This is a genomic window from Pseudomonas sp. GWSMS-1, assembly GCF_049847425.1.
Classification (GTDB): Bacteria; Pseudomonadota; Gammaproteobacteria; order Pseudomonadales; family Pseudomonadaceae; genus Aquipseudomonas.
The window spans coordinates 2,687,295-2,706,144 of sequence record NZ_JBMHHV010000005.1 but is presented as its reverse complement, the minus strand read 5'-3'; the positions used below and the strand labels follow the sequence as shown (position 1 = coordinate 2,706,144).

General features: G+C 60.4%; 17 protein-coding genes. 8 read left to right on the top strand and 9 right to left on the bottom strand.

Annotated elements, in window-relative coordinates:
* The first annotated feature begins 17 nt into the window (after nt 1-17).
* The 4 genes from xerD to thrC all read left to right on the top strand — a co-directional run bounded on the left by xerD (nt 18) and on the right by thrC (nt 4,626).
* On the top strand, nt 18-914 hold the full coding sequence (gene xerD, locus ACEPAJ_RS16405; protein WP_425916214.1) for a site-specific tyrosine recombinase XerD: 897 nt from the start codon (nt 18-20) through the stop codon (nt 912-914).
* A gap of 93 nt (nt 915-1,007) precedes the next feature.
* Nucleotides 1,008-1,733 (top strand): bifunctional protein-disulfide isomerase/oxidoreductase DsbC, encoded by a 726-nt coding sequence (gene dsbC / locus ACEPAJ_RS16400; protein ID WP_425916212.1) that lies wholly within the window; start codon nt 1,008-1,010, stop codon nt 1,731-1,733.
* A 111-nt stretch (nt 1,734-1,844) separates the two neighbouring features.
* Nucleotides 1,845-3,149 carry a homoserine dehydrogenase gene (locus tag ACEPAJ_RS16395; RefSeq protein ID WP_425916210.1) on the top strand — a complete coding sequence of 435 codons (1,305 nt, stop codon included), beginning with the start codon at nt 1,845-1,847 and terminating at the stop codon, nt 3,147-3,149.
* A 67-nt stretch (nt 3,150-3,216) separates the two neighbouring features.
* A complete protein-coding gene (thrC, locus tag ACEPAJ_RS16390) occupies nt 3,217-4,626 on the top strand; it encodes a threonine synthase (RefSeq protein ID WP_425916208.1) in 1,410 nt (469 codons plus the stop codon).
* Between the two features lie 67 nt (nt 4,627-4,693).
* On the opposite strand, the gene ACEPAJ_RS16385 is transcribed toward thrC, so the two are convergent.
* Entirely contained in the window at nt 4,694-5,332 is a 639-nt protein-coding gene (locus ACEPAJ_RS16385; RefSeq protein ID WP_425916206.1) for a 2'-5' RNA ligase family protein, read from the bottom strand.
* A gap of 4 nt (nt 5,333-5,336) precedes the next feature.
* Nucleotides 5,337-6,533, bottom strand: a complete 1,197-nt coding sequence (locus ACEPAJ_RS16380) for a CaiB/BaiF CoA transferase family protein (RefSeq protein WP_425916204.1) — start codon at nt 6,531-6,533, stop codon at nt 5,337-5,339.
* Between the two features lie 178 nt (nt 6,534-6,711).
* Here ACEPAJ_RS16380 and gtfA point away from each other — a divergent pair, with 178 nt between their 5' ends.
* The 3 genes from gtfA to recJ all read left to right on the top strand — a co-directional run bounded on the left by gtfA (nt 6,712) and on the right by recJ (nt 10,602).
* Nucleotides 6,712-8,154: a sucrose phosphorylase gene (gtfA, locus tag ACEPAJ_RS16375; RefSeq protein ID WP_425916202.1), complete on the top strand. Its 1,443-nt coding sequence runs from the start codon at nt 6,712-6,714 to the stop codon at nt 8,152-8,154.
* A 73-nt stretch (nt 8,155-8,227) separates the two neighbouring features.
* Nucleotides 8,228-8,767, top strand: a complete 540-nt coding sequence (locus tag ACEPAJ_RS16370; protein ID WP_274086921.1) for a YaeQ family protein — start codon at nt 8,228-8,230, stop codon at nt 8,765-8,767.
* Nucleotides 8,768-8,889: 122 nt separating this feature from the next.
* Nucleotides 8,890-10,602: a single-stranded-DNA-specific exonuclease RecJ gene (recJ, locus tag ACEPAJ_RS16365; RefSeq protein ID WP_425916199.1), complete on the top strand. Its 1,713-nt coding sequence runs from the start codon at nt 8,890-8,892 to the stop codon at nt 10,600-10,602.
* 6 nt (nt 10,603-10,608) lie between these two features.
* Here recJ and ACEPAJ_RS16360 read toward each other — a convergent pair whose 3' ends face one another.
* Nucleotides 10,609-11,280, bottom strand: coding sequence for a transglutaminase-like cysteine peptidase (locus tag ACEPAJ_RS16360; RefSeq protein ID WP_425916197.1), 672 nt, complete (start codon nt 11,278-11,280; stop codon nt 10,609-10,611).
* 278 nt (nt 11,281-11,558) lie between these two features.
* Between ACEPAJ_RS16360 and ACEPAJ_RS16355 the strand changes: the two genes are divergently transcribed.
* On the top strand, nt 11,559-12,308 hold the full coding sequence (locus ACEPAJ_RS16355) for a tellurite resistance TerB family protein (RefSeq protein WP_425916195.1): 750 nt from the start codon (nt 11,559-11,561) through the stop codon (nt 12,306-12,308).
* Between the two features lie 41 nt (nt 12,309-12,349).
* On the opposite strand, the gene ACEPAJ_RS16350 is transcribed toward ACEPAJ_RS16355, so the two are convergent.
* The 6 genes from ACEPAJ_RS16350 to ydcS all read right to left on the bottom strand — a co-directional run bounded on the left by ACEPAJ_RS16350 (nt 12,350) and on the right by ydcS (nt 18,808).
* Nucleotides 12,350-12,826 carry an ester cyclase gene (locus tag ACEPAJ_RS16350; protein ID WP_425916193.1) on the bottom strand — a complete coding sequence of 159 codons (477 nt, stop codon included), beginning with the start codon at nt 12,824-12,826 and terminating at the stop codon, nt 12,350-12,352.
* Between the two features lie 114 nt (nt 12,827-12,940).
* Nucleotides 12,941-14,365, bottom strand: coding sequence for a gamma-aminobutyraldehyde dehydrogenase (locus tag ACEPAJ_RS16345; RefSeq protein ID WP_425916191.1), 1,425 nt, complete (start codon nt 14,363-14,365; stop codon nt 12,941-12,943).
* Nucleotides 14,366-14,513: 148 nt separating this feature from the next.
* Nucleotides 14,514-15,338, bottom strand: a complete 825-nt coding sequence (locus tag ACEPAJ_RS16340) for an ABC transporter permease (RefSeq protein WP_425916189.1) — start codon at nt 15,336-15,338, stop codon at nt 14,514-14,516.
* Nucleotides 15,328-16,272, bottom strand: coding sequence for an ABC transporter permease (locus ACEPAJ_RS16335; protein ID WP_425916187.1), 945 nt, complete (start codon nt 16,270-16,272; stop codon nt 15,328-15,330). The genes ACEPAJ_RS16340 and ACEPAJ_RS16335 overlap by 11 nt, the downstream gene beginning before the upstream one ends.
* A gap of 1 nt (nt 16,273) precedes the next feature.
* Nucleotides 16,274-17,302 (bottom strand): ABC transporter ATP-binding protein, encoded by a 1,029-nt coding sequence (locus tag ACEPAJ_RS16330; RefSeq protein ID WP_425916185.1) that lies wholly within the window; start codon nt 17,300-17,302, stop codon nt 16,274-16,276.
* A gap of 354 nt (nt 17,303-17,656) precedes the next feature.
* The gene (gene ydcS, locus ACEPAJ_RS16325; protein ID WP_425916183.1) at nt 17,657-18,808 is read right to left on the bottom strand and encodes a putative ABC transporter substrate-binding protein YdcS; all 1,152 of its coding nucleotides are present in this window, start codon (nt 18,806-18,808) and stop codon (nt 17,657-17,659) included.
* Nucleotides 18,809-18,850: the final 42 nt, after the last annotated feature.

Here is an 18,850-nt window from a genome sequence, read left to right as displayed (position 1 = left end):
TGTCGTAATAGTTCTACATGCCAGCCATCGACCACCCGCTGATTGACCGTTTTGTAGAGTCCCTATGGCTGGAAAAGGGGCTGTCGGCGCATACCCGCTCGGCTTACCGCAGTGATCTGGCGCTGTTTCATGGCTGGTTACAGGCGCGTGACGTGCTGCTGGCGGATGTCGGGCGTGAGCTGATTCTCGATCACCTGGCCTGGCGCTTAAATGAAGGTTACAAAGCGCGCTCTACCGCTCGGCTGTTATCGGGGTTGCGCGGCTTCTACCGGTTCCTTGTCCGTGAGCAGTTGATCGGGCGCGATCCGACCCTGCAGGTGGATATGCCGCAGCTGGGGCGGCCGCTGCCCAAGTCGTTGTCCGAGGCAGATGTTGAGGCTTTATTGGCGGCGCCAGAGCTGGACGACCCCATCGGTCTGCGTGATCGCGCCATGCTGGAAGTGCTGTACGCCTGCGGCCTGCGCGTCAGTGAGTTGATTGGCTTGAGTCTGGAGCAGGTCAATCTGCGCCAGGGCGTGCTGCGGGTGTTTGGTAAGGGCAGTAAGGAGCGCCTGGTGCCGCTGGGTGAAGAGGCGATTGTCTGGATTGAGCGGTATAGCAAGGAGGCGCGGCCGTTTCTGCTGGATGGCAAGCCCAGTGATGTGCTGTTTCCCAGCTTGCGTGGCGAGCAAATGACGCGGCAAACCTTCTGGCACCGCATCAAGCACCAGGCCAAAGTGGCTGGGATTGCCAAGAGCCTGTCGCCTCATACCCTGCGCCATGCATTTGCCACGCATTTACTCAACCATGGCGCGGATCTGCGCGTGGTGCAGATGCTCTTGGGGCATAGCGATTTGTCGACCACACAGATTTACACCCACGTCGCCCGTGCGCGCTTGCAGGAGTTGCATGCGCAGCACCATCCGCGTGGCTGAACGCGCCGTCTGGCCTGCTGTGGTCGGTCTGTGTGGGCTTCTATGGTAGGCTGCGCGCATCCCTCGTTAGATGGTTTTTTGCCAGGAGTTTGTATGCGTTTTAACCGCATTGTTGTGGCGTTGGCTCTGGGGCTGATCAGCGGCGTGGGCGTTGCTGCCGACGCCGATCAGGCCATCCGCAATAGCCTCAAGGCTATCGATCCGGCCCTGCCAATTGAAGCCATTGCCGAAAGCCCTATGCCTGGTGTTTATCAGGTCGAGCTGGCCGGTGGTCGGCAGTTGTACACCAGTGCAGACGGCCAGTTCCTGCTGCAGGGGTATCTGTTTCAGGTCAAAGACGGCAAGCCGGTGAACCTGACTGAAGCAGCCGAGAGCCGTGGTGTGGTCAAGCTGATGGAGGCCATTCCCGCGTCAGAAATGGTGGTGTTCGCGCCCAAGCAGCCGAAAACCCATATCACCGTATTCACCGATACCGATTGTGGCTATTGCCAGAAACTGCACAGCGAAGTGCCTGAGCTGAATCGTTTGGGTATTGAGGTGCGTTACCTGGCCTTCCCGCGCCAGGGGCTGCAAAGCGCAGCGGCCAAAGAGTTGTCGAATGTCTGGTGTGCCAAAGACCGCCAGGCGGCCATGAACCGAGCGAAAAACCGTCAGGGCGTGGATGATGCGCAATGCGACAGCCCGATTGCCAAGCAATACGCGCTGGGGCAAATGATCGGGGTCAGTGGTACGCCGGCCATCGTCTTGGCCAATGGCAAGATCATTCCCGGCTACCAGCCAGCGCCGCAGTTGGCGAAAATCGCCCTCGAGTCCAAGTGATCTGAGCCTTGTCGCGGATTGACTAATAAACAGCCGCTTCGTATGGTGCGGCTCTTTTTCTAAGACCGGGCTTGCTCCGGTCGTTTTACGCATGCAGATGGGGAGTTCAGTGTGAAACCGGTGAAAGTAGGCATCTGTGGGCTAGGTACCGTCGGTGGCGGTACCTTGAATGTACTCAAGCGTAATGCCGAGGAAATTACCCGGCGCGCAGGGCGCGGTATCGAAGTCGCCCAGATCGCCATTCGTTCACCCAAGCCGCAGTACGATACGACCGGTATTAGCATGACCAGCGATGTATTCGAGCTGGTGAACAACCCCGAGATTGATATCGTTATCGAGCTGATTGGCGGTTACACGCTGGCCAAGGAGCTGGTGCTCAAGGCCATCGATAACGGCAAGCATGTGGTCACCGCCAACAAGGCGCTGATCGCCGTGCATGGCAATGAGATCTTCGCCCGGGCCCGCGAGAAGGGCGTAATCGTCGCCTTCGAAGCGGCTGTGGCTGGCGGTATTCCGGTGATCAAAGCGATCCGCGAAGGCCTGGCGGCTAACCGCATTAACTGGGTTGCCGGGATCATCAACGGCACCGGTAACTTTATCCTCAGCGAAATGCGTGAAAAGGGCCGTACCTTCCCGGACGTGCTGGCTGAAGCACAGGCTTTGGGTTACGCCGAAGCTGATCCAACCTTCGATGTTGAAGGCATCGATGCGGCGCATAAGCTGACCATTCTCGCCTCGATTGCCTTTGGTATACCGCTGCAGTTCGATAAAGCCTACACCGAAGGCATCACCCAACTGACCACTGCGGACGTGAACTACGCCGAGGCGCTGGGCTACCGCATCAAGCACCTGGGTATGGCGCGCCGTACCGAGGCTGGTATCGAGTTGCGCGTGCACCCGACACTGATTCCGGCTGACCGCCTGATTGCCAACGTCAATGGCGTGATGAATGCCGTGATGGTCAATGGCGATGCGGTAGGCAGCACCCTGTATTACGGTGCTGGCGCCGGCATGGAGCCGACGGCTTCATCGGTCATCGCCGATCTGGTTGATGTGGTTCGCGCGCTGACAGCTGATCCGACCAACCGCGTACCGCACTTGGCGTTCCAGCCCGACTCGCTGTCCGATCACCCGATTCTGCCGATCGAAGCAAGTGAAAGCGCCTATTACCTGCGCATTCAGGCCAAGGATCATCCGGGCGTATTGGCCCAGGTGGCGAGCATCCTGTCGGCACGCGGGATCAATATCGAGTCGATCATGCAGAAGGAAGCCGAGGAGCAGGACGGCCTGGTACCGATGATTCTGGTCACCCATCGTGTGGTCGAAGCACAAATCAACGAGGCGATCAGTGCCCTTGAGGCGCTTGAAGATGTGGTCGGCAGTGTTGTGCGTATCCGCGTCGAGCAGTTGAACTAATCCGCCTCTGGCCGCAGGTGCAGCAGGCAGCTGCGGCTCTTAAAGATTCAACCGAAGGTTTGTCCCTATGCGCTATATCAGTACCCGTGGCCAGGCACCGGCCCTGAATTTCGAAGACGTGCTGCTGGCTGGTCTGGCCAGCGACGGCGGCCTCTATGTGCCGGAAAACCTGCCGCGCTTCACTCAGGAAGAAATCGCTTCCTGGGCTGGCCTGCCTTATCACGAGCTGGCCTTCCGGGTGATGCGCCCGTTCGTCACCGGCAGCATTCCGGATGCCGATTTCAAGAAAATTCTCGAAGAGACCTACGGCGTGTTCGCGCATGCCTCAGTGGCGCCGCTGCGTCAGCTGAACGGCAACGAGTGGGTGCTGGAGTTGTTCCACGGCCCAACGCTGGCCTTTAAGGACTTCGCCCTGCAGCTGCTCGGTCGCTTGCTCGACTACGTACTGGCCAAGCGCAACGAGCGCGTTGTGATCATGGGCGCTACGTCGGGGGATACCGGCTCGGCGGCGATCGAAGGCTGCAAGGCCTGCGATAACGTCGACATCTTCATCATGCACCCGCACAACCGTGTGTCCGAGGTGCAGCGCCGGCAGATGACGACCATCTTCGGTGAAAACATCCATAACATCGCCATCGAAGGCAACTTCGATGACTGCCAGGAAATGGTCAAGGACAGCTTCGCCGACCAGAGCTTCCTCAAGGGCACCCGCTTGGTTGCGGTCAACTCGATCAACTGGGCGCGGATCATGGCCCAGATCGTTTACTACTTCCACGCGGCCCTGCAGTTGGGTGGCCCGGCGCGTTCTATCGCGTTCTCGGTGCCGACCGGCAACTTCGGCGACATCTTCGCCGGTTACCTGGCGCGCAACATGGGCCTGCCAATCAGCCAGCTGATTGTCGCCACCAACCGCAACGACATCCTGCACCGCTTTATGAGCGGCAATCAGTATGTGAAGGACACCCTGCACCCGACGCTGTCGCCGTCCATGGACATCATGGTGTCGTCGAACTTCGAACGCTTGCTGTTCGACCTGCACGGCCGTAACGGTGCGGCGATTGCTGAGTTGATGGCTAACTTCAAGAAGGGCGGTGGCTTCAGCGTCGATCAAGACCGTTGGACCGAAGCGCGCAAACTGTTTGACTCCCTGGCCGTGGATGACGCACAGACGTGCGAGACCATCACCGAGGTGTTTAACCAGTGCGGCGAACTGCTTGATCCACACACCGCGATTGGCGTGCGTGCGGCCCGTGAGTGCCGCCGCAGCTTGGCCACGCCGATGGTGATCCTGGGTACGGCGCATCCGGTCAAATTCCCCGAAGCCGTGGAAAAAGCCGGCGTCGGCCAGGCGCCTGAGCTACCTGCGCATTTGGCCGATCTGTTCGAGCGCGATGAGCGCTGCACGGTACTGGCCAATGACCTGAAGACGGTGCAGAACTTCGTGGCGCAGCACGGCAATCGCGGCAAGCCGTTGTAAGCCTGTAGTGAGTTGAAAAGCCGGCCCCCGCCAAGGGGCCGGCTTTTTTATGCCGCTAGGTTTAGCCTCAGCCGCCAAGGCGAAGGCTGTGCTGGATGCGCAGCGGGCTGAATAGCTCGCGCGCACGGTAGTGGCCGTACTGCACAGTATTAACCTTGAGCGGGCGTAGGCTGGGTTCGCTCAGCGCATCTAGGCGTTGACGAATCAATGCGGCATCAGCGCTGCGCCGATACAGGCCCAGGGTGATATGGGCGTGGTAGGGGCTTTGGCGAACTTCACAGGCGTGCTCGCCGAGGCATTCGCGCCATGCCAGTAATTGCCCTGTTGGGTCGTCGACCGGGAGAAAGGCCGCGCTGGCAAAACTGTCGGGTTGGCCAATCGACACGTTCAAGGCGTGCCGAGGGTGCCGGCCCAGTGCTTTGAGTTGTCGCTGTAACTGCGACTTGCTGAAGTCGTCGGCACGCCGCTGCACACCACTGGCAAAGCCGCAGACAAACAGGGTGATATGCGCCTGACGCCGGCCTGGCGGGTGTAGCAAGTCGGCCAGCTGCTGCTGGAGCATGGCGATACGTGCGAGCAGTGCGGGGCACTGCACCGGCACTGTCCACACGCCATAGCGGCTGCGGCCTTGATGCCACTCGGGGTAGTCACGCAGCTCGGTAACCACGCTCCGCGGTGGGCTGTTGATCGGGTCAGAGAACAGCACGGGGTTAAATGGCCCCGAGGGTTTTCAGCTCGGCGATCTGCGCATTGCTGTAGCCGAGGGCGTTGAGCACGGCCTGGTTATGTTCGCCCAGCTCTGGGCCGACCCATTCGACGCCGCCAGGCGTTTCAGATAGTTTGGGCACGATACCTGGCATCTTGAAGGGCTTGCCGTCGGGCAGCTTGGCCGACAGGAGCATCTCGCGGGCGAGAAATTGCGGGTCGTGGAACATGTCTTCGGCGCTGAAGATGCGGCTGGCCGGCACCTCGGCCTCCTTCAGGGTCGCCAGCACCTGCTCCAGCGGCAGTGAGCCGACCCAGCGGTCGATCACGCCATACAGCTCATCGCGGCGCGCATCACGGCCGTCATTGCTGGCCAGGTCTGGCGCTGCGACGAGATCGTCGCGACCGATGGCCTGCATAAAGCGCTTGAAGATCGCATCACCGTTGGCGCCAATCTGGATGTGTTTGCCGTCGCTGCTGGTGTGGATCGAGGAGGGCGTAATGCCGGGCATGATGTTGCCCGTGCGTTCGCGGATAAAACCGAACACATCGAACTCAGGAATCATCGACTCCATCATGGCGAAGATCGCCTCATACAGCGCCACGTCCACCACTTGGCCGCCGCCGCCGTTGACCTCGCGGTGGCGCAGCGCCATCAACGCACCGATTACACCCCACAGCGCGGCAATCGAGTCACCAATTGAAATGCCGGTGCGCACGGGCGGGCGATCCTCAAAGCCGGTGATGTAACGCAGGCCGCCCATGGATTCACCCACCGCGCCGAAACCCGGCTGATCCTTCATTGGGCCTGTTTGACCAAAGCCAGAGAGGCGCACCATCACCAGTCTGGGGTTGAGGGCGTGCAGCACCTTCCAGCCCAGGCCGAGTTTTTCCAGCACGCCGGGGCGGAAGTTTTCGATCAGAATATCGGCTTCGCTGAGCAGCTTCTTCAACACGTCACGCCCTGCCTCGTGCTTGAGGTTAAGGGTGATCGATTGCTTGTTACGCGCCTGCACAAACCACCACAAGGAGGTGCCCTCATACAGCTTGCGCCACTTGCGCAGCGGGTCGCCGCCATCGGGTGATTCGACCTTAATCACGTCGGCACCGAATTCGGCGCAGATGCGTGAGGCAAACGGGCCGGCGATCAGGGTGCCAAGCTCAATGACTTTCAGGCCAGCTAAGGGTTTGTTCGGGCTCATGGTGGTTCCAGGGCAAAAAAGCAGGGCTAAGCCTATGCGATTGTGTGGCTACAGGGAAAATATGCACAGGGTATGTCGAGGGCGGCTTCGCACTGGCCATGACCGCGATGTCTCGCTAAGGTCAGTCACAGCCCTGCTGCAAGCCGCAGGCAGTTGTTCTGGCAAATGAGGAGCGAGCATGGCATTGCGCAACGCGATTCAGTTGATCACCTATCCAGATCGCTTGGGTGGCAATCTTGGCAGTCTCTACACGCTGCTCGACCGACACCTGGCTGATGCCGTCGCTGGCGTGCATTTGCTGCCGATGTATCCGTCCAATGCGGACGGTGGTTTTTCACCGTTGACCCATATGGAAGTCGACCCAAGCTACGGCGACTGGGCGGATGTCGAGCGTATCTCGGCGCGTTTTGATCTGTGTGTTGACCTGGTGATCAGCCATATTTCCGATGAGTCACCCGAGTTTCTCGATTTTGTTGCCCATGGCCAGGACTCGCCCTACGCCGACTTGTTTGTGCAGGTCGATAAGCTGGGCGAGATCAGCCTGGAAGACCTGGCCAAGATTCATATCCGTAAAGAGAAAGAGCCGTTTCGTGATGTGCGCCTGGCCAATGGTGAGGCGTGTCGGGTGTGGTGCACCTTCACCGAGCGGCAGATCGACCTCAACTACGAATCCCCGCTGACCTACCAACTGATGGAGCAGTACATGGCCTTTCTCGCCGCGCGCGGGGTCAAACTGTTCCGCCTGGATGCGTTCGGTTACACCACCAAGAAGATTGGCAGCAGCTGTTTTTTGGTCGAGCCGGATGTCTATCGCATCCTCGACTGGTTCCGTGAAACCGGCGAGAAGTACGGCGCGGAGATGCTGCCCGAGGTGCATGACCACATCAGCTACCAGTACGCCATCTCGCGTCGGCATATGCGCCCCTATGCATTTGCCTTGCCGCCGCTGGTGCTGCATGCCTTTCTCAGCGGCCAAAGCCGGTACCTGAAACAGTGGCTGCGCATGTGTCCGCGCAATCAGATCACCGTGCTCGATACCCATGACGGCATCTGCATCCCGGATGTGGAAAGCATGCTGCCGGAGCCGGAAATTCGTTTTCTGGTTGATGAAGTATCGACCCGTAGCGCTGACCCGATCATGCGTCGCTCGGCGGTCAGCGTGCACAGTGTGGGGGCGATTTATCAGCTGACCTGCACCTTCTATGAGGCCCTGCTGCGCAATGACGATGCCTACATTGCCGCGCGAGCGATTCAGTTCTTCACCCCGGGTATTCCGCAGGTTTACTACGTCGGCTTGCTGGCCGGCTGTAATGATTTTGAACTGTGTACCGCAACCGGCGAGGCGCGTGACGTCAATCGGCACTATTACAGCTTGGCGGAGGCCGAAGAGGCGCTACAGCAGCCGCTGGTAGAGCGCTTGTTGCCGCTGATGCGCCTGCGCAATAGTCATCCTGCCTTTGATGGGCGGTTTGAGTTGAACCAGTCCGGTGAAAGCAGCGTGGCCATGGCCTGGCGCCATGGCGAGCATTACTGCCGCTTGTATGTCGACCTGAGCACGTGCCAGGCGATTATTGATTACCGTGATCCTGAGGGCGGCAGCGAGCGGCAAATGCGCTGTTGAGTCGGTGTGCTCTGCGGGCGAGGGGCGTTTCGGGTTAGACTTGCGCTCTTTTCGCCCAGTAAGAAGCCCCACCATGGCCCTGCCGTCTACCACCTACAAAATCGAGCTGAACCTCACCGACATGGACCGCAGCGTCTATGAAAACCTGCGTTTCACTGTGGCCAAGCATCCTTCGGAAACCGAAGAACGCCTGGCCGCGCGCCTGGTTGCGTATGCCTTGTTCTATCACGAGCATTTGGCGTTCGGTCGCGGCCTGTCGGATGTCGATGAGCCGGCGCTGTGGGAAAAGAGCCTGGATGATCGCGTGCTGCACTGGATCGAAGTCGGCCAGCCGGACAGCGAGCGCATGACGTGGTGCTCGCGGCGTACCGAGAAATTCAGCCTGGTGGCCTACGGCAACCTGCGCGTCTGGCAGACCAAAGAACTCGATCCAGTGCGTACCCTGAAGAACATCAACGTGGTGGCACTGGACCAGGAAGCCTTGGCCAAGCTGGCGCTGGATATGCCGCGTTCGCTGAACTGGAGCGTGATGATCAGCGACGGCGAGCTATTCGTTACCGATGAGCGCGGCCAGCATGAGCTGCCCATTGAGTGGTTGATCGGCGAGCGCTAAATCTTGCCTTTGTAGGATGGGTATCGTTGCGCGCAACCTGCGCGGCCGGCCCATCCTACGGCTCTAGGCGTGCCACTTAAACGCTTGTGTATGCCCTGCTTTTTGTTTGTACCGGAATCCTGATGCGTATCGAAGCCCGCCCGCTACCCGCCGTATTGCCTGACCTGGGCGCCTTGCCGCCACTGCTGACCCGCCTGTATGCCGCCCGTGGCGTGCAATCGGCTGCCGAGCTGGATAAGGGCCTGGCGCGGCTGATTCCTTATCAGCAGCTCAAGGGCATGGACGCGGCAGTCGATTTGTTGGTGCAGGGCCTGCAACAAGGTCAACGCATGCTGATCGTCGGTGACTTCGATGCCGATGGTGCCACCGCCAGCACAGTCGGCGTGCTCGGTTTGCGCATGCTCGGCGCGGCGCATGTCGATTATCTGGTGCCTAATCGCTTTGAATACGGCTATGGCCTGACCCCGGAAATTGTTGCGGTGGCGCTTGAGCGCCAGCCGCAGTTACTGATCACCGTGGATAACGGTATTTCCAGCGTTGAGGGTGTAGCGGCGGCCAAGGCTGCTGGCTTGACCGTGCTGGTAACCGATCACCACTTGCCCGGTGCCGAGTTGCCGGCAGCGGATGCCATCGTCAATCCCAACCAGCCGGGCTGTGAGTTCCCCAGCAAGGCGTTGGCTGGGGTTGGGGTGATGTTCTATGTGTTGCTGGCGCTGCGCGCGCGCTTGCGCGAGATGGGTTGGTTTACCGTGCAGCGGCCTGAGCCGAATCTCGGTGAGTTACTGGACCTGGTTTCCCTCGGGAGCGTTGCTGACGTGGTGCCGCTGGATGCCAACAACCGCATTCTGGTGCATCAGGGCTTGGCGCGGATTCGCGCCGGTCGGGCGCGGCCGGGCTTGCGCGCCATTCTTGAAGTGGCCGGTCGTGATCATCGGCGCATCACCTCCACCGATCTCGGCTTTATCCTTGGGCCACGGCTGAATGCGGCGGGGCGGCTGGATGACATGGCGCTGGGCATCGAGTGCCTGCTCTGCGAAGACGAAGCCCTGGCCCGCGATATGGCGGTGCAGCTGGATCAGCTTAATCAGGATCGTAAGGCGATTGAGCAGGGCATGCAGCGCGAGGCCTTGGCCCAGCTCAAGGACCTGCCGCTAGAAGATATGCCGTTCGGCCTGTGCCTGTTCGAGGCCGATTGGCACCAAGGTGTAATCGGTATCCTCGCCTCGCGGATGAAAGAGCGTTATCACCGTCCTACCATCGCCTTTGCCGATGCTGGCGACGGTGTACTGAAAGGCTCGGCGCGGTCGGTGCCGGGGTTTCATATCCGTGATGCGCTGGATGCGGTGGCCGCTAAGCATCCGCAGCTGATCAGTAAGTTCGGTGGGCATGCCATGGCGGCGGGGCTGTCACTGCCCGAAGCCAATTTCGCAGCTTTTGCCGCGGCTTTCGATGCGGAGGTGCGTCGCCAGCTCTGTGAAGACGATCTGACCGGTCGCCTGTTGTCTGACGGTGCGCTGTCTATCGAAGAGTTTCATCTGCCGCTGGCCAAAGAGCTGCGCAATGCCGGGCCTTGGGGGCAGCATTTTCCTGAACCGCTGTTTCATGGCGTGTTTCAGCTGGTGCAGCAGCGCGTTGTTGGCGAGCGGCACCTCAAAGTGGTGCTGAAAAGCGAATGCGGCAGTGTGCAGCTCGACGGTATCGCCTTTGGTGTGGACCGCGAAATCTGGCCGAATCCGACCGTGCGCTGGGTCGAGTTGGCCTACAAGCTGGATGTAAATGAGTTCCGTGGGCAGGAATCGGTGCAACTGCTGATCGCCCATATCAGCCCGCGTTAATTGGCTCTAGCTCTGCGGTGAGCGTGCGGCCGAACCATCGGCCAGCGCACGCTCACTCAGCTCATTCCAACGCGCAAGAAACTCCGATGGCTGGCTGGCGCGCTGCGGCGACTTGGCCAGAAAAACGCCGTGGTTATTGAAGGAATACACCGGCAGCAGATCGTCACGCTCACTGGCCGGGCGAATGCGTGGGTCAAGGTTGTCGAGAATCAGCGGTTGTTCGCTGGCGCTGGGGTAATAGGCCAGCACCATATGCGCCTGGTTCTGCTTGAGCGCTTTGACGAACGTCAGGCGAAGCTTCTCGCTGGGTACGCCCATGCGCACCAGGCTGAAGTATTTGGCGATGGCGAAATCTTCGCAGTCACCTTTGCCTAGGCTCAGTGTCTGCGCTGGCGTGGCCCAGTAGTCCTCGGTTCCCCACGCCTGCTGATCACTGACAAAGCTCACTGAGCGATTGATGAAGTGATTGACCCGCTCCAACTGGGCGCGTTCGTCATCGCCGGCGGAGTTATCGAGCAGGTTGAGCCAGCTGGCCAGGCGCGCATCGCTGAGCGCCGCCGCCAGGGCACTGTGCTGAGTGTTCGGTGCATCGGCGACCAGCACTGGGCTGAATAGCCAGCAACTGGCGAGCAGGCTGCGGAGTAAACGGTGGGTATAGCGGTTGACGCATGGCTGCATGGAGCAGTTCTCCGGCGTCGGCTCTTGATAGCCTTTTGCCGTTGCGGGTCTTTGTGTTCGCCATCCTATCGGCGCCAAATATAGATCGACCATCCGCATAGTGTGATGGTGACCACTATTTGACATATTTTGTGCCGGCTAACCGACGAATAGCCGTTTTTCCTGAGGCTTAAACCCGCTGGCAATCTTTCGAAGCACTCTGGTGTTAGGTGGTGGTAAACCTGCCTCACTAGAATCTGTCTGTGTGCTTGCACAACCATTTTTAGGGAGAGCGCTTGATGATTACCCGTGGCTTGCTTGATCAGTTGTTGAAGTCCGGCCAGGACCTGATGCAGCAGAAATCCGCTGGCAGCTCCGCAGGTGGATCGGCCGGTGGCTTGGGGGGCGCGCTGGGCGGTTTGCTTGGCGGCGCCGGTAAAGGCGGCCAGGGCGGTGATCTGGGAACTCTGCTCAAAGGGGCGGGTGGTGGTGCGTTGGCGGCAGGTGCGCTGGGCTTGCTGCTGGGCAACAAGAGTGCGCGCAAGATGGGCGGCAAAGCGCTGACCTATGGCGGCCTGGCCGCATTGGGCGTCGTCGCCTACAAGGCTTACAACAACTGGCAGGCACAGCAGGCCAATGCGCCGCAGGTCGAACCGCAAACCCTCGACCGTCTGCCCGCGCCGCAGGCTGAATTGCACAGCCAGGCCATCCTCAAGGCGCTGGTGGGGGCGGCCAAAGCCGATGGCCATGTCGACGCCCGCGAGCGGCAGTTGATCGAGGGCGAGTTGGTCAAACTCACCAGTGATGCCGAGCTGCAACACTGGTTGCAGGCCGAACTGAACAAGCCGCTGGACCCCGCCGAAATCGCCCGTGCGGCCAGTACCCCGGAAATGGCCGCAGAAATGTATGTCGCCAGCGTGCTAATGGTCGATGAAGAGCACTTTATGGAGCGTGCTTATCTGGAAGAGCTGGCCCGTCAACTCAAGCTGGATCCGGCGCTCAAAACCGAGCTTGAGGCGCAGGTGCGTCAGGAGCTGCACGCGGGTTAGAGCACTGCAGCGTTTCTAGCCTGCAGTGCACGCGCCCGGGTTTACCAGCCGAGTTGTTTATTGAAACCCAGCGCGTCGTAGTAATCGCCCTGATAGGCAATCTTGCCGCCTTTGATGCGGATAAAGCTTACGCCTTCAAATGAAAGTGGCTTGCCGGTGGCTGGGGTTTCCGCACTCCAGGCACCGCTGTTGGTGCCGCTGAATTTCCACTGGAAGGCAATGCCATCAGCACTGACGATGGGCGCACTGGTCATCTGCCATTGCAGATCTGGCACGGCGCCGACGAACACCTTGATCACGTTGTCGCGGGCGGCGGCTTTGCCGTTCTGCGGCGTGCCGACGGTGGCGTCGAAATACACCGCGTCTTCAGCGAGAAAGGTCGCAGCCTTGTCGGCATCGTGGGCGTTCCAGGCAGCCATATAGCCATCGACGATAGCCTTGGCATCATCTGCCGCCTGGGCCAGACCGGCGCAGGCGAACAGGGCGAGGAAGCTGATAGTGCGGAGTGCGATTTTCATTGTTGTTGCTCCAGCTCGTTGTGGGAATTCGTAGGGTGGATGTCGTTTTTTACATCCACCCTGAGCGCGGCGTGGTGGATCGGTGAAGCGCGATCCACCCTACGAAGAGCTACGTCAGTGCTTGAACATGACGTGACGGATCGCGGTGTAATCCTCTAGCCCATACATGGACATGTCCTTGCCGTACCCGGACAGTTTCACCCCGCCATGGGGCATTTCGCTGACCAGCATGAAGTGCGTATTAACCCAGGTGCAGCCGTACTGCAGGCGCGCGGACATGCGGTGCGCGCGGCCCACGTCGCTGGTCCACAACGAGGAGGCCAGGCCGTAGTCTGAGTCGTTGGCCCAGGCCAGCACCTGCGCTTCATCGTCGAACTGGGTGACCGAAACCACCGGGCCGAATACTTCGCGGCGGACGATTTCGTCGTCCTGTAGAGCACCCGCCAGTACCGTCGGCTCGAAGAAGAAACCAGGGCCCTCGACCGTGTTGCCGCCCGTCACCACCTTGATGTGCGGGACCGCCTTGGCGCGATCGACGAAGCCGATGACGCGGTCGCGGTGAGCGGAAGTGATCAGCGGGCCTAGTTCGGTGCTTTCGTCGTCCTGTAGGCCGTACTTGATACTGCTCACGGCTTCACCGAGCTTGGCCACGAACTGCTCGTAGATGCCTTTTTGCGCATAGATACGGCAGGCAGCGGTGCAGTCCTGGCCGGCGTTGTAGAAACCGAAGGTGCGAATACCTTCCACCGCAGCATCGATATCAGCGTCATCGAAGATGATTACTGGCGCTTTACCGCCCAGCTCCATGTGCATGCGCTTCACGCTGTCGGCGGTGCTGCTGATGATGGCTGAGCCAGTAGGGATTGAGCCCGTCAACGAGACCATGCGCACTTTCGGGTGGGCTGTCAGTGGTGCGCCGACGCTTGGGCCGCGACCGAAAACGATGTTGACGACCCCAGCCGGGAAGATATCAGCGAGGAATTCAGCCAGTTTCAGCGCAGTCATTGGTGTCTGCTCGGATGGCTTGAGTACCACGGTGTTGCCGGCCGCCAAGGCTGGGCCGAGTTTCCAGGCGGCCATCATCAGCGGGTAGTTCCATGGCGCGATGGAGGCGATTACACCAATCGGATCACGGCGGATCATCGAGGTGTGGCCCGGCAGGTACTCACCGGCAGCGGAGCCACTCATGCAACGGCTGGCACCGGCGAAGAAACGGAATACGTCAGCGACGGCAGGCAGCTCGTCATTCAATGCAGCGCTGTAGGGTTTGCCGCAGTTGTTGGATTCCAGGCGGGCGAGTTCTGCGGCGTGGGCGTCGATCTTGTCGGCCAGTTGCAGCAGCAGGCTCGAACGATCTTTGGGGGCGGTTTGTGACCAGCTGTCGAAGGCCGCATCGGCAGCGCGAACGGCGGCATCGACCTGGGCCGGACTGGCTTCAGCGATTTCCACCAGGGTGGTGCCGAGGGACGGGTTGAGCACGGCCTGGGCAGGGCCTTCGCCAGCGACCAGTTGGCCATTGATCAGCAGTTTGGTTTGCATCGCTTAAACCTCGCTATCGGGTTCTTATGAATGTTCTTGTCGGGTGGATCGGGGCGCGCAGCTGTCGCTTTTTACATCCACCATGGGTATCTCTGCGGGCAGTGGTGGATCGATAAAGCGCGATCCACCCTGCGGTCTACCTCCATCTCTACTTGCCGCTGCCGGCTACGCCTTCACCGCCTTTGGTCAGGTAGTAGGCGCCGAGGATTGGCAGCATGGTGGCCAGCATCACTAGCATCGCCACCACGTTGGTTACCGGCACATCGCGCGGGCGAGCCAACTGGTTGAGCAGCCATAGCGGCAGGGTGCGTTCATGGCCTGCGGTAAAGGTGGTGACGATGATTTCGTCAAACGACAGGGCAAACGCCAGCATGCCGCCCGCCAGTAAGGCTGAACCGAGGTTGGGCAGGACGATGTAGCGGAAGGTCTGCCAGCCGTCGGCGCCCAGGTCCATGCTTGCCTCGATCAGGCTGTGGCTGGTGCGGCGGAAACGGGCGATGACGTTGTTGTAGACGATCACTACGCAGAAGGTGGCATGGCCAATCACAATGGTCAGGAAGCCTGGCTCGATGCCGAAGCGCTTGAACGCCGCCAGCAGCGCCAGGCCAGTGATGATGCCGGGCAGGGCGATGGGCAGGATCAGCAGCATGGAGATGCTTTCTTTGCCGAAGAAGTCGCGGCGGTACAGTGCGGCGGCGGCCAGAGTGCCGAGGATCATGGCGACCACGGTCGCCAGGGCGGCGATCTGCGCGGACAGTTTGATCGCTTCCAACACGTCTGGGCGCGCCAGGGCCACGCTGAACCAGTGCAAGGTGAAACCCTGCGGCGGAAAGCTGAAGCCCGAGCTTTCGGTGTTAAAGGCATACATGAAGATGATCAGAATCGGGAAGTGGAGAAATACCAGCCCGCCCCAGGCAGCCAGTTTCAGCCCCCAGGAAGCCTGCTCCCCGTGTTTTTCGGCGTTAGAGCGCATCGAAGGCCCCCAGACGTTTGACGATGGACAGGTAGACAGCGATCAGCACGATCGGCACCAAAGTAAATGCGGCGGCCATCGGCATGTTGCCGATCGAGCCCTGTTGCGCATACACCATGTTGCCGATGAAGAAGCCGGGTGGGCCCACCAGCTGCGGCACGATGAAGTCACCTAGGGTCAGGCTGAAGGTGAAGATCGAACCGGCGGCGATACCTGGGATCGACAGCGGCAGAATCACCTGCATAAAGGTCTGCCGAGGTTTGGCACCAAGGTCGGCCGAGGCTTGCAGCAAGGAGGGCGGCAGACGCTCCAGGGAGGCCTGGATGGGCAGGATCATAAATGGCAGCCAGATATAGACAAACACCAGGAAACGCCCCAGGTGTGACGTGGATAGGGTATTGCCACCCACCCCGGGGATGCCGAGGATCAGCTCCAGCAGTGGTTGCAGATGCAGCGCCTGGATAAACCACATGGCCACGCCGCCTTTGGCCAGCAGCAGGGTCCAGGCATAGGCCTTGATGATGTAGCTGGCCCACATCGGCAGCATCACGGCGATGTAGAAAAACGCCTTGGTCTTACCTGTGGTGTAGCGCGCCATGTAGTAGGCAATAGGGAAGGCCACCAGGCCGCTGGCAATCGACACCGCCACCGCCATGCTGACGGTGCGCAGGATGATGTCGAAGTTGGCCGCCTGGAACAGGGCGGCGAAGTTGGCCAGCGTGAGGTCCGGGGTGACCGTCATGCTGAAATCGTCGAAGGTGTAGAAGCCTTGCCACAGCAGGGTCAGCAGCGAGCCCAGGTAAACGGCGCCGAACCACAGCAGCGGCGGAATCAGCAGCAGCGACAGGTACAGCGTTGGCTTGCGGTAGAGCAGGTCAGACAGGCGCCGCAGCGGGCCGCCTGGGTTATCGAGGTCAAGGCTCTGGCTGCTCATGTCACATCTCCTCGCGCAGGCCGACCATGGCTCCACGCGCCCAGCGCGCACTCACCCGCTGGCCCTGCTGTACCGGAGCGTCGCCAAGTTGCCATTGATTGTTGGCCTGGCTGACGGAGAAGTTCTGACCGTTCTCCAGCTGGATCTCGAAGCGCGTTGAGGCCCCCTGGTACTGGATGTCGTGCAGCTGGCCGCTGACCTCGACCTCGTCGCTGCCCAGTGCTTCGCCGTTTGCCAGGCGGGTGTGTTCCGGACGAATCGATACGGGCAGCGGCGAGCCGTTTAGTTGCATGGCCAACTCGCCTTTGAGTACGTTGGAGGTGCCGACAAACTCGGCTACGAACGGCGTGGCCGGTTTCATGTAGAGGTTGCGCGGCGTGTCGACCTGCTCGATACGCCCCTTGTTGAATACTGCCACGCGGTCCGACATGGACAGCGCTTCACTCTGGTCGTGGGTGACGAAGATGAAGGTGATGCCCAGTTGCCGCTGCAGCTTTTTCAGCTCGCTCTGCATTTGCTCGCGTAGTTTGAGGTCCAGCGCGCCCAGCGGCTCGTCGAGCAGCAGCACCCTCGGGCGGTTGACCAGGGCGCGGGCCAGGGCCACACGCTGACGTTGGCCGCCGGACAGCTGTACCGGTTTACGCCCGCCAAAGCTGCCGAGGGCAACCATGCCAAGGGCTTCTTCGGCGCGGGCCAGGCGCTCGGATTTGCCGACGCCTTTGACCTTGAGGCCGTAGGCGACGTTTTCCAGCACGTTCATGTGCGGAAAAAGGGCGTAATCCTGGAACACCGTGTTGACGTCACGGCGGTAGGGCGCAAGGCCCACTGCCTCAACGCCGTGAATACGAATGGAGCCAGCGCTGGGCTGCTCAAAGCCGGCGATCAGGCGCAGGCAGGTGGTTTTGCCCGAACCGGAAGGGCCGAGCATGGAGAAGAATTCGCCATCCTGGATGTCGATGGACACCCGGTCGACGGCTTTGACGTCGCCGAACGCGCGGGACACATCTGTAAATTGCACTGCAAGGGTCATTTCACTAACTCCAGGATAAAAGCCACCCACCACCGTCTCTCCCGTTTGGGTTTGCCGACACAAGACGGGCTAGTCGGTGGTGGATGTACAACGGTTAACCGCTGCGGACTTGCCGCAGCGTAGGGTGGATGGCGTTCTATCCATCCACCAGCGGTGTTGGTTGGTGGACGAAAAGAGCGTCGTCCACCTCGTAAGTGTCTCGCTCGGTGCCACAGAGCAGCGCCGAGCGAGCGGTTCTTGGGCTAGGCGTCCCGCAGCCGTAGGGTGGATGGCGCTGTATCCATCCACCGTGGTGCCGGTTGGCGGACGAAAAAGGCGTCGTCCACCCTACGAATCCACCGAACCGAGAGCCACTTAGCGGCCACCCATGATGGCGATGTAGTCCTGGGTCCAGCGGCTATAGGGCACGTACTTGCCGCCCTCGGACTGCGGAGTTTTCCAGAAGGCAATCTTCTCGAAGTTGTCGAAGCCGTTGACCTTGCAGCCTTCGGCGCCGAGCAGTTCGTTGTCCTTGCAGGCAGCGGGTACCGCTGGCAATGAGCCGAACCAGGACGCAACGTCCCCCTGGACCTTGGGCTGTAGCGACCAGTCCATCCATTTGTAGGCACAGACGGGGTGCTTAGCCTCAGCGTGCAGCATGGTGGTATCGGCCCAGCCGGTGGCGCCTTCAACGGGCACGGTGGAGGCAATCGGCTGTGTTTCCAGTTGCAGGGCGTTGACTTGATACGGCCATGAACCAGAGGCCATGACGCCTTCGTTCTTGAAGTCGCTCATTTGCACAGTCGCATCGTGCCAGTAGCGGTGAATCAGCGGTTGCTGGGCGCGCAGTACATCCAGCACGGCGGCGTACTGGGCTTCGGTGAGCTGATACGGATCGTTGATGCCTAACTCGGGTTTGCTGGCCTTCAGATACAGCGCGGCATCGGCGATATAGATCGGGCCGTCATAAGCCTGTACACGGCCTTTGTTACTTTTCCCGTCTGGCAGGTTCTGTTCCTTGAACACCACAGACCAGCTGGTTGGTGCGGTCTTGAATACGTCGCTGTTGTACATCAGCACATTCGGGCCCCACTGGTAGGGGGTGCCGTAGTGCTGACCGGCCACGGTATGCCAAGGTGCATCCTTGAGGCGTTCGTCAACGTTGACCCAGCTCGGGATCAGGGCGGTGTTGATCGGTTGTACCCGTTTACCTGCGACCAGGCGCAGCGAAGCATCGCCGGAAGCTGTGACCAGGTCATAGCCACCCTTGGCCATCAGGCTGACCATCTCGTCGGAGGTGGCGGCGGTTTTAACGTTGACCTTGCAGCCACTGTCGGCCTCGAACTGGGTGACCCAGTCATAGCCTTTGTCGGTTTCACCGCGTTCGATATAGCCGGGCCAGGCAATGATGTCGACTTGGCCTTCGGCTGCGCCGAGGACTTTCAATGGTTCGGCGGCCTGTGCGGCACTGATGGCCAATAGGGCGGTTGTAAGTGCGCTAAGCACTGCGGTTTTGTGCGCGGACATCGGAATTCCCTCTTCTTTTGGGCTGTTATTAGGGCAGTGAAT

Bases quoted from the DNA above. Each gene is read 5' to 3' on its own strand.
- xerD (WP_425916214.1), top strand. From the start codon at position 18: ATGCCAGCCATCGACCACCCGCTGATTGACCGTTTTGTAGAGTCCCTA.
- dsbC (WP_425916212.1), top strand. From the start codon at position 1,008: ATGCGTTTTAACCGCATTGTTGTGGCGTTGGCTCTGGGGCTGATCAGC.
- thrC (WP_425916208.1), top strand. From the start codon at position 3,217: ATGCGCTATATCAGTACCCGTGGCCAGGCACCGGCCCTGAATTTCGAA.
- ACEPAJ_RS16380 (WP_425916204.1), bottom strand. From the start codon at position 6,533: ATGAGCCCGAACAAACCCTTAGCTGGCCTGAAAGTCATTGAGCTTGGC.
- gtfA (WP_425916202.1), top strand. From the start codon at position 6,712: ATGGCATTGCGCAACGCGATTCAGTTGATCACCTATCCAGATCGCTTG.
- ACEPAJ_RS16370 (WP_274086921.1), top strand. From the start codon at position 8,228: ATGGCCCTGCCGTCTACCACCTACAAAATCGAGCTGAACCTCACCGAC.
- recJ (WP_425916199.1), top strand. From the start codon at position 8,890: ATGCGTATCGAAGCCCGCCCGCTACCCGCCGTATTGCCTGACCTGGGC.
- ACEPAJ_RS16360 (WP_425916197.1), bottom strand. From the start codon at position 11,280: ATGCAGCCATGCGTCAACCGCTATACCCACCGTTTACTCCGCAGCCTG.
- ACEPAJ_RS16355 (WP_425916195.1), top strand. From the start codon at position 11,559: ATGATTACCCGTGGCTTGCTTGATCAGTTGTTGAAGTCCGGCCAGGAC.
- ACEPAJ_RS16350 (WP_425916193.1), bottom strand. From the start codon at position 12,826: ATGAAAATCGCACTCCGCACTATCAGCTTCCTCGCCCTGTTCGCCTGC.
- ACEPAJ_RS16345 (WP_425916191.1), bottom strand. From the start codon at position 14,365: ATGCAAACCAAACTGCTGATCAATGGCCAACTGGTCGCTGGCGAAGGC.
- ACEPAJ_RS16340 (WP_425916189.1), bottom strand. From the start codon at position 15,338: ATGCGCTCTAACGCCGAAAAACACGGGGAGCAGGCTTCCTGGGGGCTG.
- ACEPAJ_RS16335 (WP_425916187.1), bottom strand. From the start codon at position 16,272: ATGAGCAGCCAGAGCCTTGACCTCGATAACCCAGGCGGCCCGCTGCGG.
- ACEPAJ_RS16330 (WP_425916185.1), bottom strand. From the start codon at position 17,302: ATGACCCTTGCAGTGCAATTTACAGATGTGTCCCGCGCGTTCGGCGAC.
- ydcS (WP_425916183.1), bottom strand. From the start codon at position 18,808: ATGTCCGCGCACAAAACCGCAGTGCTTAGCGCACTTACAACCGCCCTA.